This window comes from Streptomyces sp. BBFR102 (assembly GCF_051397025.1).
Classification (GTDB): domain Bacteria; phylum Actinomycetota; class Actinomycetes; order Streptomycetales; family Streptomycetaceae; genus Streptomyces.
Window position 1 is genome coordinate 5,866,165 of record NZ_CP195757.1, and the last position, 16,544, is coordinate 5,882,708.

5 protein-coding genes are annotated in these 16,544 nt (G+C 71.5%); 3 read left to right on the forward strand and 2 right to left on the reverse strand.

The genetic code is table 11. The features are described 5' to 3' along the window. Window positions 1-6 precede the first annotated feature (6 nt). Window positions 7-7,311, reverse strand: coding sequence for an amino acid adenylation domain-containing protein (locus ACSLIC_RS26040; protein ID WP_436740141.1), 7,305 nt, complete (start codon window positions 7,309-7,311; stop codon window positions 7-9). Between the two features lie 9 nt (window positions 7,312-7,320). Beyond that, on the reverse strand, window positions 7,321-10,500 hold the full coding sequence (locus ACSLIC_RS26045) for an amino acid adenylation domain-containing protein (RefSeq protein ID WP_436740142.1): 3,180 nt from the start codon (window positions 10,498-10,500) through the stop codon (window positions 7,321-7,323). A gap of 994 nt (window positions 10,501-11,494) precedes the next feature. Between ACSLIC_RS26045 and ACSLIC_RS26050 the strand changes: the two genes are divergently transcribed. From ACSLIC_RS26050 to ACSLIC_RS26060, 3 genes are all read left to right on the forward strand, one after another. Further along, a complete protein-coding gene (locus ACSLIC_RS26050) occupies window positions 11,495-12,016 on the forward strand; it encodes a hypothetical protein (protein WP_436740143.1) in 522 nt (173 codons plus the stop codon). A 1,791-nt stretch (window positions 12,017-13,807) separates the two neighbouring features. After that, entirely contained in the window at window positions 13,808-15,049 is a 1,242-nt protein-coding gene (locus ACSLIC_RS26055; RefSeq protein ID WP_436740144.1) for an NAD(P)/FAD-dependent oxidoreductase, read from the forward strand. Between the two features lie 316 nt (window positions 15,050-15,365). After that, complete coding sequence (locus tag ACSLIC_RS26060; RefSeq protein ID WP_436740145.1) at window positions 15,366-16,544, forward strand: aromatic ring-hydroxylating oxygenase subunit alpha; 1,179 nt, start codon at window positions 15,366-15,368, stop codon at window positions 16,542-16,544.

Genomic DNA, 16,544 nt, shown 5'->3' on the forward strand with positions numbered 1-16,544 from the left:
CGCCCCTCACATCCCCAGGACGGACAGGCCGTCACGGAGCAACGCGGACAGCGGGACCCGGACGCCGAACGCGTCCTCGACGGCGGCACGCAGACGCAGCGCCGTGAGGGAGTCCAGGGGCGCGCCCTCGTCCTCGCGGACCCGCGCCACCAGCGCGCGCAGCCGCGCCGGGTCGATCCGCTCGACACCCTCGGCGCACGCGGCCCCCGCCGCGCCCGCGGCCCGGTCGTACCCGTCCGGTCCGGGGTCCGCGGGGCGTGGCAGTGCGGCGAGCCGCTGTTCCAGGGAGACGGCCGGTTCCTCACCGAGCAGTTCGGCGAGGACCGCCTCGTACACCCCCGCGACGGCCCGTACCGCCTCGGGGCCGAGCACGGAGGCGTTGGCGTTGAAGCTGAGCCTCATCCGCCGGGTGAAGAGGTCCGCGTTGAAGGTCACCAGCAGGGCGAAGTCCGCATGCTCGAACCACTTGAGCTCGCCGATGACCGCCTCTCCGGAAGCACCCAACTGGTCTGCGTAGGCGCTGAAGTTGACGAAGTTGAAGGCCGTCTCGACGAGGCGCTCACCACCCCGGGCCCGCTGGATGGAGGCGTACGAGTACCGCCGGTGCGGCAGGTGTTCGTGGCCGATCCGCCGGACCGCCGCCACCAGCTCCTCCCAGGAGCCGCCGGTCGCGGCGCGGAACGGGACGATGTTCAGGAACAGGCCCACCATGCGGTCCGCGTCCACGTGCTCGGGACGGCCGTGGCCGAACACCCCGGTGGTCACGTCGGCGGTGCCGGTGATCAGCGACAGCGCCCTGAAGTGCGCGGCCAGGCACAGGTCCTTGACGGGCACCTGATGCCGCGCCGCCAGTGCCGTCAACCGGTCGTGGCGCTCCTCGCCGATCAGCAGCTCCGCCTCCGCCCAGCGGCTGCCGGGGTCCGGGACCCGCGGCAGCTTCGTGTACGGGGCGCCTTCGAGCAGCCGCGTCCAGTACTCCCGCGAGGCCGTGTCGTGCTGCGCGGCCAGTTCCAGGCGTACGTAGTCGCGGTAGGCGAGGGGCGCCGGCGCCGACGCCGTGCGCGGCTCCCCGGACAGCCTCCTGCGGTAGTCCTCCAGGAGGCGGGCCATCAGGCCGGAGAAGCTCCAGCCGTCGATGACGGCGTGGTGGAAGCTCACCGACAGGTAGAAGGAGCCGGCGGACGCCCGGTGCGCGAAGAACCGCATCTGGGTGGGCTCCTGCCACGCGAAGCCGGTCGCCTTCTCGGCCTCGAACCACGCGTCGAGCAGCGTCTTGCGCTCGGCCTCACCGAGGTGGGACACGTCGTGGACGGTGAGGTCGGTCCTGCCGTCGCCGTGTACCCGTTGCAGCGGGACGCTGTGCCCGACGAGCGCGAAGGAGGTCCGCAGGATCTCGTGGCCGGCGACCATGTCACCGATCAGCCCGCGCAGCACGGCCTCGTCGAACGGAAGGTCGACGCGGTAGCGGATCAGGTCGTGGAAGACGGCCTGGCCCGGGTCCGACTCGCTGTGGTAGATCATGCCCAGCTGGAGCTGGGTGGCCGGGTAGGCGTCCACCACGTCCGCGGGCAGCAGCGCCCGGTCCTCGGGGGGCAGCAGGTCGAAGGGTTCGCTCTTCGCGGCGGTGCCGGCCCCGGCCGTCCCGACCAGCCCCTGGTCGGTGAGCGCGCGGATGGTCTGCACGCGGAACAGGTCGTGCAGCGGCACCTCGAACCCCGCCCGCCGCAGTGCTCCGACGAGCCGGATGCCCTGCAGGGAGTCGCCGCCCAGGCCGTGGTAGGTCGCGTCGATACCGACCCGCTCGACGCCCAGCACCTCCTGCCAGACGGCGGCCAGCCGGGCCTCGGTGGCGTCGCGCGGAGCGGTGTACTCCTGAGCGGTGGCGGTCAGGTGCTCCTCCGGGTCCGGCAGCGCGCGCCGGTCGGTCTTGCCGTTGACGGTCAGGGGCCACCGCTCCACAGCGATCAGGAAGCTGGGCACCATGTGGCCCGGCAGCCGCTCGACGAGGTGGGCCCGCAGCTCCGCAGGGTCGACCCGGCCACCCGGAACCGGTAGGTGGTAGGCGGCCAGAGCCTTGCCGCCGGTGCGCCGGGTGAAGGCCACGACCAGAGAGGAGTCGACACCGGGGTGGGCGGTGAGAGCCGCCTCGATGTCGCCGGTCTCGATGCGGTAGCCCTGGATCTTCACCTGGGCGTCGCCCCGGCCGAGGTACTCCAGCTCGCCGCCGGGCAGCCGCCGGGCCAGGTCGCCCGAGCGGTACGCACGCGTCGGACCGTGGCCGAGGTCGAGCTCCACGAACCGCTCGGCGTTCTCCTCGGGCCGGCCCAGATAGCCCCGGGCGACCCCGCCGCCGGTCACGACGATCTCGCCGGGAGTCCCGGTCGGCACCGGCTGACCGAGGCCGTCGAGCAGATGCAGGCCGAGGTCCGGGACGGGCTCACCGATCAGGCTTCCCGGCGCGCGGGTGTCGGCGGCCGTCACCGGACGGTAGGTGACGTGGACGGTGGTCTCGGTGATGCCGTACATGTTCACCAGCCGCGGCCGCGCGTCGCCGAAGTGGGCGAACCAGTCGGCCAGCGAGGCGAAGTCGAGCGCTTCCCCGCCGAAGACCACGTACCTCAGCGACACGTCCTCGCGGCCGGCCCGGGCCATCAGCGCCTGCTTGACCTGGCCGAAGGCGGAAGGGGTCTGGTTCAGGACGGTGACGCCCTCGGAGACGACCAGGTCGGCGAAGTCCTCCACCGACCGGCTGACCCAGTACGGGACCACCACGAGCCGCCCGCCGTACAGCAGCGCACCCCACAGCTCCCACACGGAGAAGTCGAAGGCGAAGGAGTGGAACAGCGACCAGACGTCCTGGTCCCCGAACCCGTACCAGTGCTCGGTCTCGCCGAAGAGCCGCAGCACATTGCCGTGGGTCACCAGCACACCCTTGGGCCGGCCGGTGGAGCCGGAGGTGTAGATGACGTACGCGGGGGAGTCCGGGGTCAGGTCGTGGCCCGGTCCCCGCTCGGCGCCGCCGCCGGTGACGGCGTCCAGTTCCGCGGCCGTGCCGGTGAGCGTGGCGCGGCCGGGGAAGAGGGCGCACACCTGCGCCGTGCCCACCACGAGCCGGACGTCCGCGTCCTCGACGGTCGTGCGAATCCGGTCCTCGGGGTAGCCGGGGTCGACCGGGACGTAGACCGCGCCCGTCTTGAGGGTGGCGAGGATGCTGACGACCATCTCCAGGTCGCGGTCGAGCGCGAGGGCCACGAGGTCGCCGTGGCGGACACCGTCCGCCACGAAGCGGTGGGCCAGGGCGTTGGCACGACGGTCCAGTTCGCGGTAGGTCAGCCTGCGGTCGCCGCAGGAGACGGCGACGGTGTCGCCGTGCTCGGCGGCCATCGCCTCGAAGCGGTCCACCAGGTTGCCGCTGCCGCCGAGTTCGGGCCGGACGGGGCGGGCCGGCGCCGGGAGCAGCTCGGCACGTTCGGCCGGGGACAGCGGCACCGTGGCGGCCCATGCCTCCTCCCCCGCCGTGGCGAGCGCCTGGAAGCAGCCGAGGTAGTAGCCGAGGTACCGGTCGATCTGCTCGGCGGTGAACTGGCCCGGGTCGTAGCCGATGCGGTACTCCCAGCCTCCCTCGTAGGCGTTGGCCCCGACATACACCACCAGGGGGGCGTTGGTCTGCTCGAAGTAGTCCGCCGCCACGACCGCCGGCGCCCCAGGGGCCCCGCCGCGCTGGTGCACGTGGAAGTTGGTGAAGTTGAAGAGCGCCTCGAAGGCCGGCCCGCCGTGCAGCTTCTGGATCGACGGCAGCGGGAACCAGCGGTGCGGCTGGAGCCGCTGCTCCACCTCGAAACAGCGTTCGGCCAGGCGGCGCCAGCTCTGCCCGGGGTCGAGGCGGAGCCGGAACGGCAGCGTGTTGAGGAACATGCCGAGCGCATGTTCTGCCCCGTCCACCTCGGGCCGGCCGTTGGCGACCAGACCGGTCGTCACGTCGTGCTGGTTGGCGACGAGGGCCTGGACCCGCAGGTGGGCGGCGAGGAACACGCTCTTGAGCGGTACGGACCACTCCTGGGCACGGGCACGCAGGGCGGTCAGCAGCTCGGGATCGAGCCCGCGGGCGGCGATCACCACCTCGGCGGACACCTCGCCGCCACGGGCGCCCTCGCCCAGGCGGGGGATCTCCGTGAAGGCGCTGCCGGCGAGTTCCCCGGTCCAGAAGTCGCGTTGCGCGCCGTCCTGTTCGGCCGCCCGCTCCAGCTCCGCGTACCGGCTCTGGAGAGCGGGGGCGGCGACGGGGTCGGGGACACGCCCGGCCAGCAGGTCGCCGTAGCCGCGCGCCCATTCCTCGACCAGTGTGGCCACGCTCCAGCCGTCGAGGACGGCGTGGTGGAAGCTGAGGCCCAGGACGACGCGGCGCGGTCCGACGAGGAAGAACCGTACGCGGTACGCCGGCGCGGCGGACGGGTCGAGGGGGCGGTGCTTCTCGGTCTCGGCCCAGGCGGAAACGGCCGCGGCCGAGTCCGCGTCGGCCCGCAGGTCCACGACCTCGGCGGGCAGCGGCGGGGAGTCCTCGACCACCATGTGCGGCCGGTCGAAGGTTTCGAGGTCGAACCGTGCGCGCAGTACCGGATGACGCTCCGCGAGCCCTCGCCAGGCGCCGAGCAGTGCCGTCTCGTCGAGGCGCGGGACGTCCACGTGGTACCGGAAGATGTCGTGGTAGACGGGCACGTCGAGTTCGACGCCGCTGTGGTAGATCATGCCCTGTTGGAGGGCCGAGGCGGGCCAGGCGTCCGGGGCGCCGTCGGGGAGCTCCGGGGCGGCGGAGGGTTCGGCCCGGCGGAGCACGGCGGCCAGGTCGGCCAGCCGCTGGTGGGCGAAGACGTCACCGACGGAGAGCTCGTAGCCGGCCTGGCGCAGGGCGGCCACGACGCGGATGCCGATGATGGAGTCCCCGCCGAGCGCGAAGAAGCTGTCGTGCGCGCCGACCTTCCCCACCCCGAGGGCGTCCGTCCAGACCGAGGCGAGCAGGCGCTCCGCCTCGGTCGACGGCTCGACGTGCTCCTCTCCGGTGCCCTGCCGCCGCGGCTGGGGCAGCGCGGAGAGGTCGCGCTTGCCGTTGTGGTTGGTGGCGATGGCCGGCACCGTGACGACGAACTGGGGAACCATGTAGGACGGCAGTTCGGCGGCGAGCGCCGCACGCAGCCCCTGCTCGTCGAAGCCGGCCCCCGCCACGACGTACGCGCACAGCGCCTTCTCACCGCGGTCCCCGGCGACCGCGGCCACCGCGCACTCGACGACGCCCGGTACAGCGCCCGCCAGGTGCTCGATCTCGCCCAGCTCGATGCGGTACCCGCGGATCTTGACCTGGGTGTCGAGTCGGCCCAGGTACTCCAGGATGCCGCCGGGCAGCCATCGGGCCAGGTCACCGGTGCGGTACAGCCGGCCCAGGTCCGCGGGGCCGGTCACGAAGCGCTCGGCGGTCAGCTCCGGGGCGTGCAGGTACCCGCGGGCCAGGCCGACACCCGCGATGCACAGCTCCCCGGGGACGCCGAGAGGGGCCACGGCCCCGTTCCGCGTGCGCACCACGAGCCTGATGTTGTCGATGGGGCGTCCGATGGGCACCGAGCGGGTGGAGTCGACGTCACCGCATTCGAAGTGGCTGACGTCGACGGCGGCCTCGGTGGGCCCGTAGAGATTGACGAGCAGGGTGTCCGGCAGCGCCGAGCCGGCCAGTTCCACGTGGGCGGCGGCCAACGCCTCCCCGCTGGCGAAGAGCCGGCGCAGCGAACGCAGCCGCCCGGTGGCACCGGCCGCCTGGGTGTACGTCAGGAAGGCGTGCAGCATGCTGGGGACGAAGTGTGCCGTGGTGGCGCCGCTCTCGGCGATCCGGTCGGCGATCTCGGCCGGGTCCTTCTCCGCGCCGTTGGGGAGGGTCGCGACCGAGGCGCCGGCCAGCGACCACCAGAAGATCTCCCACACCGACACGTCGAAGGTGAACGGCGTCTTGTGCAGGATGACGTCGTCCGCGCCGAGCGGATAGCCGCGCTGCATCCACCACAGGCGGTTGACGATCGCGCGGTGCTCGACGACGACGCCCTTGGGGCGGCCGGTGGAACCGGAGGTGTAGATCACGTAGCAGGCGTCGCCGGGCCCCGTGACGGGCTCCAGGTCGCTGTCGTCCGCGGCCCAGGCCGCCACGTCGCCGACGTCCACCATCGCGTGGCCGCCTAGGACCGGCGCCGTCTGTGCCGTGGCGAGCACCAGCTCCGTGCCGCTGTGGTCGAGGAGGTACCGGATGCGCTTGTCAGGCAGGGTGGGGTCGATCGGCAGGTAGGCGCCGCCGGCCTTCAGCACGGCGTAGATGGCGGTGAGCATGGCGGCCGAGCGGGGCACGCAGACGCCGACGACGCTGCCGGCGCCCACGCCCCGTTCGCGCAGCGTCCTGGCCAGCCGGTTGGCGTCGGCGTTCAGCTGGGCGTAGGTGGTGCCCGAGCCGTCGGTCACGGCGACGCGGTCCCCGTGCTCGCGTGCCCGCTCCTCCAGGAAGGAGTGCAGCAGCCGGTCCTTGGGGAACGGCGCCTCGGTGTCGTTGAAGCCCGCGATCAGGTCGAGTTCGGCGGCCGAGGGGGCCAGCAGGGTGTCGACCGGGGTGGCCGGCGCCGTGGTGACGGCGTGCAGCAGGCGGCGGTAGCCCTCCAGGAGCCGGCCGGCGGTCTCCTCGGCGAACAGGACCGGGTCGTAGCGCAGGTCCAGGCGGGGGGCGGGGCCGGTGGTGAGGGTGAAGAGCAGCGGGCTCCCGGCGCGGTCGGCGTCCTCGGGGCCGAGGTCGCCGTCGACGCCGACCATGAAGTCGGACGGCCGGCTGCCGGCGCGCTCCAGAAGGTGGGCGACGGGCACGTCGAGGTGCTCGGCCGCCTGGAGGTACGCCGCGCGGACGGCACCGAGCAGCGCCTTGGCCTCGGCACCGGCCGCCATGTCCACACCGATCGGGACGGCGCGGTTCGGGGCGCCGAAGGCGGTGGGCGGGGCCGGCAGGAAGACCACCACCTCGTCGCGGTCGGTGGTGCGGGCGGCGAGCAGCGCCAGTACGGCGGCGGCGACGGTGCGGAGCAGCACCGCGTCGCCGGAGGTGATGCGGTCGAGGGCGGCTGCGGTGGGGCCGTCGAGGGCCGCTCCGGTCACCTGGGGGCCGGTGGCGCCGGGGCGCAGGTGGTCGCGGATGACCTGGACCGGTTCGGTCCACCCCGTGACGCGGGCGTCCCAGAACTCCTGTTGCCCGGGGTGGGCGAGGAGCGCTTGACGGGCTTGCAGTGCGTTGGTCATTCCGGTCCTTCAGAAGGTGAAATCGGCGTGGGTGGCGGTCACCGGGGTGGGGGACGCCACCTGTCCGGACAGCGGGGTGCGCGGGGAGACGTCGAGGTCGTCGATCAGTTCGGCCACGCGCTGGAGCAGGTACTGAGCCGATGAGGCGGTGAACAGGGCGGTGCTGTACTCGAGTTCGAGCAAGGTCTCCCCGGGCCGCGCGTAGGCCTGGAGGTTCAGGTCGAAGCGGCACGAGCCGGGGTGCAGGAGGTGCACATCGACCGTCACGCCGTTGCGGGTGAAGGTGTGGAAACCGATGTTCTGCAGGGCGAAGAAGGCGTCGATCAGCGGGAGCCGGGAGGGGTCCCGGGGGAGGCCGAGTCCGGCGACGGCCCGGTCCAGGGGCACCGTCTGGTGTTCCAGGGCCTCCTGGTGCCGACGGTGCGTGACGGAGAGCAGGTCGCCGAGCGTGGCCGGTTCCCCGACCGACAGGCGCAGGGCCGCAGTGGTGACGAACATGCCGACGACGGGCTCGACGTCGGGGTGGACCCGCCCGCTCATGGGACTGCCGACGACGATGTCGGTCTGACCCGACAGCCGCATCAGCGCCGCGGTCCACGCGGTGAGGAGGACCACGAAGGGCGTGGTGGATTCCCGGGCGGCGATCCGGTCGAGTGCCCCGGTCCGCTCCGGGCCGAGGGGCAGCCCCAGTACCGCTCCGGTCTCCGCGCGGACGGGCGGGCGGGGATGGTCGGTGGGCAGGTCGAGCCGGGGCGGGTCGGCCAGTACACCGCGCCAGTACTCCTCGTCGGCCGCGAAGGCGCCTTCCTCCAGCCGGTCGGCGAACCAGCCCGAGGCGTCCGCGTAGCCCCACTTGGGCTCGGACAGCAGGCCGCCACCGAGCAGTTCCGCCAGTTCCTCGGCGACGATGCCCAGCGACACGCCGTCGAAGACGATGTGGTGGACGTCGAGGTAGAGCCGGTGGCGGGTGTCCTCGTCGCGGACCAGCAGCGCCCGGAGCAGCGGCGCGTGACCGAGGTCGAAGGGGTGGACGAAGGAGGCCACGACCGTGGCGTCGTCCGGGTGGGTGGCGGCGTCGGCCTCCACGAGGCCGACGGTGGCGCTGGGGACGACTTCCTGCCGTACGCCGTCGGGGCCGTCGAGGAACCGGGTGCGCAGCGCGTCGTGCCGGCGCACCAGTTCCGCGAGAGCCGCCCGTACGGCCGCGCCGGTGAGCCGACCCTGCAGATCCAGCCGCAACGGGACGTTGTACGCGACGGACCGGGGCGCCACGCGGGCGTGGGTGTGCATTCCGTGCTGCTGGGGGTGGAGCGGAGCGGGCCGGCCCCCGGGGGCCCGGACGACCGGAGCGACGGCGGCCGGCGGGAGCCCCTCGGCGGCCTCGGCCGCGCGGCGGACCGCGTCGGCCATGGCGGCCAGGGTGCGGTGCTCGAACACGTCACCGAAGCCGAGACGGACGCCCTCGTGTACGGCGAGCCGGCCGATCAGCGCCCCCACGGACAGGGAGTTGCCGCCCAGGGCGAAGAAGTCGTCCTCCGGTGTGAGGACGCGGCGGCCGTCGAGACGCAGCACAGTGGCCCACAGCCCGGCCAGTTGCCGCAGCGCGGGCGGCAGGCCGGCGTGGACCGGACCGGTGGTCGCGGGGCCGGTGTGCGAGGCGGCCGGCGCGGCGGAGCGCAGAGCCTTCCTGTCGACCTTGCCGTTCGCGTTGAGCGGCAGACGGTCGAGGACGACGATCCGCTCCGGGCGGAGGTAGTCGGGCAGGCGGGCGGCGAGCGCCGCGGTGACGTCGGACGCGGTGGCGGACCCCTCGGGCACGATGTGGCCGACGAGGTGTTTACCCGCCCCGTCCGAGGCGACGGTGACGCAGCCGTCCCGGACGCCGGGGCAGGAGAGCAGGACCGCCTCGACCTCCTTGACCTCCACCCGGTGGCCCCGGATCTTGACCTGGTCGTCGACCCTGCCGTGGAAGTGCAGCAGTCCTTGCCGGTCGAGGCTGACGCGGTCGCCGGTGCGGTAGAAGCGCTCGCCACCGACCAGGACGAAGCGCTCCGCGGTGAGTTCGGGATTGCCCAGATAGCCCCGGGCCAGGCCGCTGCCGCCGGTGTGGAGCTCGCCGGGCTCGCCGACCCCCACGGGGGCGCCGCTCTCGTCCAGGACCAGCACGGTGGTACCGGTGACCGGGCGGCCGATGGGGAAGGCACCGGGCTCGTCGGGGCGGATCTCGTGCGTGGTGGTGAACGTCGTGTTCTCGGTCGGCCCGTAGCCGTTGATGACCCGCAGGGTGGGGTGGGCCGCCATCAGCGTCCGCACGTGCCGTACCGAGAGCACGTCCCCGCCGACCAGGACAGTGCCCAGGCGCGCGAACACGTCCGGGTCGGTGTCCACCGTCTGGTGGAACAGCGGCGCGGTCATCCACATCACGGTGATGCCGTCGTCGTGCAGGACCCGCTTGAGAGCCGACGCGACCAGCAGCGTCTCGCTGTCGGCGATGTGCAGCGTGGCGCCGTTGAGGAGGCAGCCCCAGATCTCGAAGGTCGCCGCGTCGAACTCCAGGGCGCCGGTGAGCAGAAGACGGTCGTGCGGGGAGAACCGGTAGAAGTCGCTCTCCTTGACCAGCCGGACGATGCCGGACTGCTCGATCATCACGCCCTTCGGCCGACCGGTGGAGCCGGAGGTGTACATGACGTAGGCGAGGGGGGAGCGGTCCTCGGGGCGGGGCGCGGTGGCGGGCCCGCCACCGTCCGGGTGGGTCCGTCGGCCTTCCGCGACCAGTTCGTCCGGGGTGGTGACCCGCATCCCGTCGGGCAGCGCCGGCGCCAGGGACTCCTCCGCGCCGGGCGCGCACACCAGCAGGGGCGCGCCGCTGTCACCGAGCATGAGGCGCAGCCGCTCGCCGGGGAAGGAGGGATTGACGGGCAGGTAGGCGCCGCCCGCGAGCACGACGGCCACGGTGCACACGATGGCCTCCGCCGACCGGGGGAAGGCCATGGCCACCAGCGTCTCGCGGCCCACCCCACGGGCCGCCAGCCCCGCCGCCATGAGCCCCGCGCGCTCGCGCAGTTCGCCGTAGGTGAGCCGGATGCCGCCCTCGACCACGGCGAGGGCGTCGGGACGTAACTCGGCCTGCTCCCCGAAGAGGTCTTCGAGCAGGGCATGTCCGGTGTTTGGCGTGACCGCCGTGTTCATACGGTTGAGCCTTTCCGTCGTTGCCTTGAGAGGGCATGCCGACAGGGCCGCTCTTGGCTGCAACAGGGGCAGCAGAGCAACCGATGTTCGCGTGTGCGAATTCGCGTCAGCTGTTCGTGAGGGGAGGGCGGGGCGCTGGGTGGTGGTGAGAGAAGTCGAGTTCGACGTCCGGGACCGGGTGTCGGTCTGACCGGGATGTGCACGCAGCGCTCGGAAAAAGCGGTGGCGCGCCTGTGATCGCTCTGGTATCAGCGCGAAGCGCCGCAGAAATGAATGGCGCGCGAAGCGTGCGCGCTTCTGTCGTGAAGCCGTGCGGTGACATTGTCGGTTCCCCCCCGTGCCATGTAACCGGCGTGAACTTACCAGTCGCACACGATGGGGGAGAGGGTGACCGCCGTCACGTGTGGCGCAAAGTGTATGGCCGATGACCAAGAGTGCGCCGGTGTCCCCGGCCATGCCAGGGCGTGCGCGACCGTGTCGCTCCGCTCGGGCCCGCCAAGAGGCGTCGGAGGTGGCTGGAACCGGACCCCGGGTCCTCCGCGTCGGCGCAGACGGCGTCGAGGGCGCGTACCCGGGCCATAGCCGTACACCGGGCCGCAGTCGCACGCCGGGCCACGCCGGCGAACCGCCCGCGAGCCCGACCGCGGAGGTTTCGAGCAAGGCTCCGGGCCGGGACGCGGCCCCGAGACCGGCGACGAACCCCTCGGCTCTGTGGATGAGCCAGTACGTGATGACGAGCGAGTGCCCGAAACGTCCACGGGTCCCGCCGTGCACCAGCCCAGCCTGGCAGGGCTCATCGGCCTGCGGCGACCGGAGGCGCGGACGCCGGAGCGCAGCCACTGTCACTGGCATGTCACGAAAGTGTCCTGAGAACGATCAAGAAGAACCGCGGCAACCACCCCGACTGTCTGAGGACACGGAAGCCGCACGGGTGAACTGTCGCCCAGCTCATCGGCTGCTCCTCAGGAGCGCCCCACGCAGAGAAAGACACAGCATGCGCACTCGGAAGATCTCGGTACTCAGCATCACCGCAGTGGCCCTCGGCCTGACGCTGGCGGCGTGCGACGACGGCAACGCCGACAACGCGCCCTCTTCCAGCAGCAGCTCATCGGCTGCGGCCTCCTCCTCTCCGTCCGACACCGGGGAGGGCAAGTCGGCGGGCACGCCCGCCCAGTCCGGCACCAAGTGCACGGATCAGGTCAACTACGCGGATGACTCGCGTTCCAATGCCGAGATCAACTCGATCGGTGAGGAGACGGGTACGTGTCCGCCGGTCCAGAAGTCGCCGTCCGACATGAAGTGCACGGATCAGATCGACTACGCCGGTGACTCGCGTTCCAACGCCGAGATCAACTCGATCGGTGAGGAGACGGGTACGTGTCCGCCGGTCCAGAAGTCGCCGTCCGACATGAAGTGCACGGATCAGATCGACTACGCCGGTGACTCGCGTTCCAACGCCGAGATCAACTCGATCGGCGAGGAGACCGGCACCTGCCCGCCGGTCCAGAAGAAGTGACGCGCGCTGGTTCGTGAGCGCCGGGTGCCTCGCAGGGCTTCTCCAGCCGATCCGCGCGGAGCCGGACGACGGAGCCGATCGCGGGGGTGGGTGGCGGGAGCCCCCGTGATGGCGTCGCGCGGGATGGTTGCTATCGCCAGTTCGGTGGAGCCGTCTCGGAGGGCGGGGATGACGGTGGAGCTGACCCGTTCCGGCGGGAAGCGCCTGCTCGCCGCGACCGCGGATCACGCGGTCCACCGTCTGGTGCGGGAGGGCTTGACCAACGCCCGTAACGTGCTCCGGGAGGCTTGATCACCGTCGCCCTGCGGTACGAGGACGACCCCCTGGTCGTCGAGGTCACCAACAGCCCGCCGCCGGACCGGCGCTGGGGCGTGTGGCCAACGGCGGCCAGGGGTCGGCGGGGTTGGAGGGTGGGCCCGGCTTGTGGGTGGCATGGTGGGTGCGGGCCGGACCGTGGGGGCGGTTTCCGTCTGGTAGGTGTCTTGCCGTACGCCGCGCTGGGCGATTGTCGAAGCGACATGCGTCGCCGTTTGCGACGGCTTTCGGGCGCGGTGTCAGGCGGGTGGCTTCGGCGAGGTTGGCTCTGCCGTCGAAGGGCGGGGTCTGCCGTGGGAGTTGGTCATCGCCATGGGGCGGGGCCAGGAGGGGTGGCGGCGTAGTCGGGCCTTGGGGCAGGCCCCGAACTCCTGGCACACGCGGGGGTTCGAGTCGCCGGCAAGCGTGACTGACCGCAGCTCGGTGGTGCAGGCCCCCTGGACGGCACTCGCCGGCAAGCGTGACTGACCGCAGCTCGGTGGTGCAGGCCCCCTGGACGGCACTCGCCGGCAAGCGTGACTGACCGCAGCTCGGTGGTGCAGGCCCCCTGGACGGCACTCGCCGGCAAGCGTGACTGACCGCAGCTCGGTGGTGCAGGCCCCCTGGACGGCACTCGCCAGCGCAGTCATCATCCGGAGCCTGATCCGCGAAGCGTGGGTGATCCTCCGATGGCATACGCGGCCCGCCCGCCGCCCGTAACCCATCCGCGCGTCCACCCAGGCATGCGGCAGGTCGAGTGCGGCAGGACAGGGAACCGACGAGGCGCCTGTGCCGATGAGTTGAGACGTTGAACGCCTCTCTCAACGGCGCGGGTGCCATCAGGGGTCAAGGCCCGCGCACGTCCTCCCCCTCGAACCACCCATCCGCGCGCCCTCTACGCCCCCCACGCCGCCTGCCCCAGCCGCACCACCTTCCTCACCCGTGTGAGGCTGTGAGCACGCCCCCTGACAGCCGAAAGGCGATCGGCCCACCCGTCTCGCGCCGGTCGAGGCGACAGGGGAGTGCTGAAGCGCCGCCGCTCTGGCGAGTACTGGTTAATTCGGGGCGTGAAATGGGCGATTAATTACTCGACTGACCTCATCTTAGTAGTTGGACATTGGCGGTGGCGAACGGAAGCGGAATAGCCGCTTCTGCTTTACCTGTACTTTGCGTGGCGAGGCATCGAATGATCGGGGGTACGGCTGAATCGCCAGGCTGAATGATTGTGACGTGGGTCACGTTCTGAGGGTTGCGTGCTGGGGTCATACGGTGCTGAAAGGGTGCATAAGGCTGACGATTTATTTCGTCCGGACGAAGGAGCGCCCATGATTGGGCATCCCGCGGTCGCGGCAGCTGAATTACCTGCCCTCTGGCGACTATTGACCTTTAGTTGGGGATCCTCATAGCCTCCTCGCCAGTGCCGCGGTCCGTCGGCCGGGAAGTGCCGACGGAGCGGAGGGGCGGCCGTGTGGGCTCGATCCGATTCTTGGGGGACGCGTGTACGACGTCATTGTTGTGGGTGCCCGTTGCGCGGGATCGCCAGTAGGAATGCTTCTCGCCCGGCAGGGCCACCGGGTGCTCGTGGTGGACCGGTCCTCTTTTCCCAGCGACGCCGTCTCCACCCACTACATCCACCAGGCGGGACTGCTGAAACTCCGGGAGTGGGGGCTGCTCGACGAGATAGTCGCCGCCAAGACCCCGGAACTGAAGAAGATGCACTACTCCTACCGGGGAATCCACCTCAACGGCTTCGCGGCCACGGTCGACGGCCTCGACACCGTGTACGCCCCCCGCCGCCGTGTCCTGGACGAGATCCTCGTCAACGCCGCCCGCCGGGCCGGCGCCGAGGTGCTCGAAAGCTTCACCGTCACCGATGTGGTGGCCACCGAAGGGCGGGTCGTGGGCATCCGCGGGCGCGAGGGCGACGGACCCGAGCGGGAGTTCCGCGCCACCGTCGTCGTCGGTGCCGACGGCTTCCACTCCACCGTCGCCAAGAAGGTGGGGGCCGAGCTGTACAACGTGCGTCCCGCCGCCGGCTTCATCTACTACTCGTACTACAGCGGGCTCGACTGGGGACTGCACCACAAGGCCGGGCTCAACGAGCGGTGGTTCGGCACCTGGCCCACCAACGACGACCTGAGCATGCTGGCCGTCATCTGCTCCCGCGCCCAGCTCAAAGAGTTCCGCCAGGACGTGGAGAACCGCTTCCACGCCGTCTTCGACGACGTGGACCCGGACATGGGCGCGCAACTGCGTGACCTGGGCAGGCGCGAGGAGGACTTCAAACCCATGCGCTACCCCGACAACTACTACCGTCGCCCCTACGGTCCCGGGTGGGCCCTCGTGGGCGACGCCGGGTACCACAAGGACCCGTACACCGGCTGGGGCATGACCGACGCCTTCCTCCACGGCGAACTGCTCGCCGACCGCCTCCACCAGGGGCTCGCCGGCGAGCGGCCGATGGACGAGGCCCTCGCCGAGTACCACAAGGTGCGCGACGAGGAGAGTGCCGGCGTCTACGACTTCACCACCACCCTGGCACCCCTCACCGAACTCCCGCCCTTCTTCCGCGTCACGATGGACGCGATGAGCAAGAACCAGGAGTGGACCGACCGCATGCTCGGGCTGATCGGCGGCGTCGTGGAGGACCACGAGATCTACGCGCCGGACGCCCTGGAGCGCCTCTACGACGACGCGGGCGTCCCCCAGGACCAGCGGATCTACGACCCCGCCGGCTGACCCGTCCCGCTCCCGGCCCGGCGCTGTCGCCGTCACGCGGACACGTGGCGCGCGGACCCCACCGGCACCGCCGCCCGCCGGGCCTCTGCGCCACGGAGCGGCACCAACCCGTCGACACGCTCTGCCCGGGCCGCATGCCGTACCACCGCGCCCGCCCCACCTCCCCCCCCCGGCCCTGGCCAGCCCTGCCCGGAAACAGTGAGCGCTCCGCACGGCCGCCACGGCACACGGGACGACGGGAAGGCCGTCCGTCCCCAGAGACCGCAGCGGCCCCGCCACCCGCCTTCACGCACCTCACCCCGAGGGAGCCCAGCAGATGACGCGCGCGTCCAGCATGTTCCAGCTCATCAGTGAACAGGCCGAGCAGCGGCCGTACTTCGAGACCGGCGGCATCGGCCGGTCGCACGATTTCTACACCGGTGAGGAGCAGCACCGGCGGGAGATGGCCCGCATCTACGGGCGCCGCTGGCTGCCGGTGGACCACGTCTCCCGGCTCAAGGAGAAAGGCTCCTACACCACCCTGAACATCGGCACCGGCTCGGTGCTGCTGCTCCACGGCGACAACGGCATCCAGGCGTACCACAACTACTGCAGGCACCGTGGCTACAAGCTGGTGGAGGAGGCGGCGGGGAAGCGGCAGAGCCTCGTCTGCCTCTACCACTGCTGGGTGTACGACCGCAACGGCGCGCTCAAGAGCTACAACGGCACCTACTTCGACCACTTCTTCGAGAAGGGGAAGAACGGGCTGCTACCCGTCCGTACCGAGATCCGGCACGGCGTCGTCTTCATCGCCTTCGGCGACGACGCGCCCGACCTCGACGAGTCCCTCGGCGAGTTCGGCGAGTTCGCCCGCGTCTACGAACTGGCCGACCTGGAGTGCGTCCAGGCCAAGGACTACCCGGTCGCCTCCAACTGGAAGCTCGTCGCGCACAACGTCAACGAGAGCCTGCACTTCCCGACCGCCCACAAGGACCTGCACCGCATCACCGACTTCGACGACGCGGGCACCTATGACCTCAAGGGCGACCTCGTCGGCGCCTGGCAGTCCATCCGGGGCGGCTTCAACTCCGTCTCCATGACGGGACGCAGCGGGCGCGAACCGATGGCGCTGGTTCCCGAGGCCGACCGTCAGCGGATCAACTGGATCACGATCCTGCCCAACCTGCTCTTCGGCTTCACCGCCGACTACGTGATGATGCAGTGGGTCTGGCCGGAGAGCCCCGGCACCTGCGTCGTGCGGCACTTCTGGCTCTTCCACCCCTCGGAGACCGCCAAGGACGACTTCTCCCACGAGGCCGTGTTCGCCCTCTGGGACAAGGCGAACTACGAGGACTGGGAGATGTGCGAGCGCACCCACCGCGGTCTCTCCAACCCGCAGTGGGCCCCCGGCCAGCTCTCCCTGGACGAGGAGGTCGTCTCCCAGATCGACGCCTGGGTCGTGGCCGAGACCGCCGGACCCGACCACTCCGCCGAACCCGCGACGGCCGAGGGGTGA

What these genes read in the sequence shown, in the direction of transcription:
- ACSLIC_RS26040 (WP_436740141.1), bottom strand. Translation starts at nt 7,311, where the DNA reads ATGACCAACGCACTGCAAGCCCGTCAAGCGCTCCTCGCCCACCCCGGG.
- ACSLIC_RS26045 (WP_436740142.1), bottom strand. Translation starts at nt 10,500, where the DNA reads ATGAACACGGCGGTCACGCCAAACACCGGACATGCCCTGCTCGAAGAC.
- ACSLIC_RS26050 (WP_436740143.1), top strand. Translation starts at nt 11,495, where the DNA reads ATGCGCACTCGGAAGATCTCGGTACTCAGCATCACCGCAGTGGCCCTC.
- ACSLIC_RS26060 (WP_436740145.1), top strand. Translation starts at nt 15,366, where the DNA reads ATGACGCGCGCGTCCAGCATGTTCCAGCTCATCAGTGAACAGGCCGAG.